The 709-nt window shown below is 54.4% G+C and carries 2 protein-coding genes; one reads left to right on the top strand and one right to left on the bottom strand.

The features are described from left to right. Positions 1–232, bottom strand: a 232-nt coding sequence (locus H6A60_RS12035; protein ID WP_205104952.1) for a hypothetical protein, incomplete at its 3' end; no start/stop codon positions are given. Positions 233–235: 3 nt separating this feature from the next. Between H6A60_RS12035 and H6A60_RS12030 the strand changes: the two genes are divergently transcribed. Then, the coding region (locus H6A60_RS12030; protein ID WP_205104950.1) for a hypothetical protein at positions 236–709 on the top strand (474 nt) is incomplete at its 3' end.

Genomic DNA, 709 nt, shown 5'->3' with positions numbered 1-709 from the left:
CACCAAAAAAATGACAATATCCCGCGACCTCTTCAGCCTGCTGATTCTGACGATGCCCGACGTCATCAAGAAAAAATCGGTGCAGGAACTTCGCAGCTACCAGAACAAGCACGGACTTCTCAAGGGCTTCCGCATTATGGACACGGCCTTCAAAAGCCCGAACTCGCGTCTTGCGCAGGCGCTCGTGAAGCTCTTCGAAGGTCACAATCCGCTTGTACTCGGCTGGCTGCACAAGATGACCTCCTCGATCTTTCCGCCAGACTTTCTTAATTCCGAGCTTCAGGCGCGAATGGATCGTAATACCGGAGACCCCGAGAAGAAGGCGCAATTCTCCGAAGACGTGATCAGGATGATCGAAGATCGTCCTTCGCCCGCAGCCTTCGGTCTTACGGCATCGGCCCTTGAAGAGATCGCAACCGAAGTGCGCAATCTCGCCGACGCGCAGCGAACAGAGGCAAAAATTAGGGAAATCGAACGCGCCACACTCGACTCCCTGCTTTCTGTTCTCGAAATTACGCCCAAGACGGCGAAGTTCATCGAGACCAAGTGTCCGGGTTTCTTTTCGGATTGCGCCCGCAGCACCGCAGAAGTTATGAAGAACAAGGCGGAAGGTTCTGTTGCGCTCGAAACGTCGGGCGGTTCGTTTGAGTCTCCGGCAGATAAGGCGTCTCAGAGCCAACCTGCCCGTAAAGCTCAAGAAGCGTCCAAA

It is taken from the genome of Sutterella massiliensis (genome assembly GCF_016899755.1).
GTDB classification, from domain to species: Bacteria; Pseudomonadota; Gammaproteobacteria; order Burkholderiales; family Burkholderiaceae_F; genus Sutterella; species Sutterella massiliensis.
The sequence above is the reverse complement of the archived record's forward strand: the minus strand, read 5'-3'. Positions and strand labels throughout refer to the sequence as shown.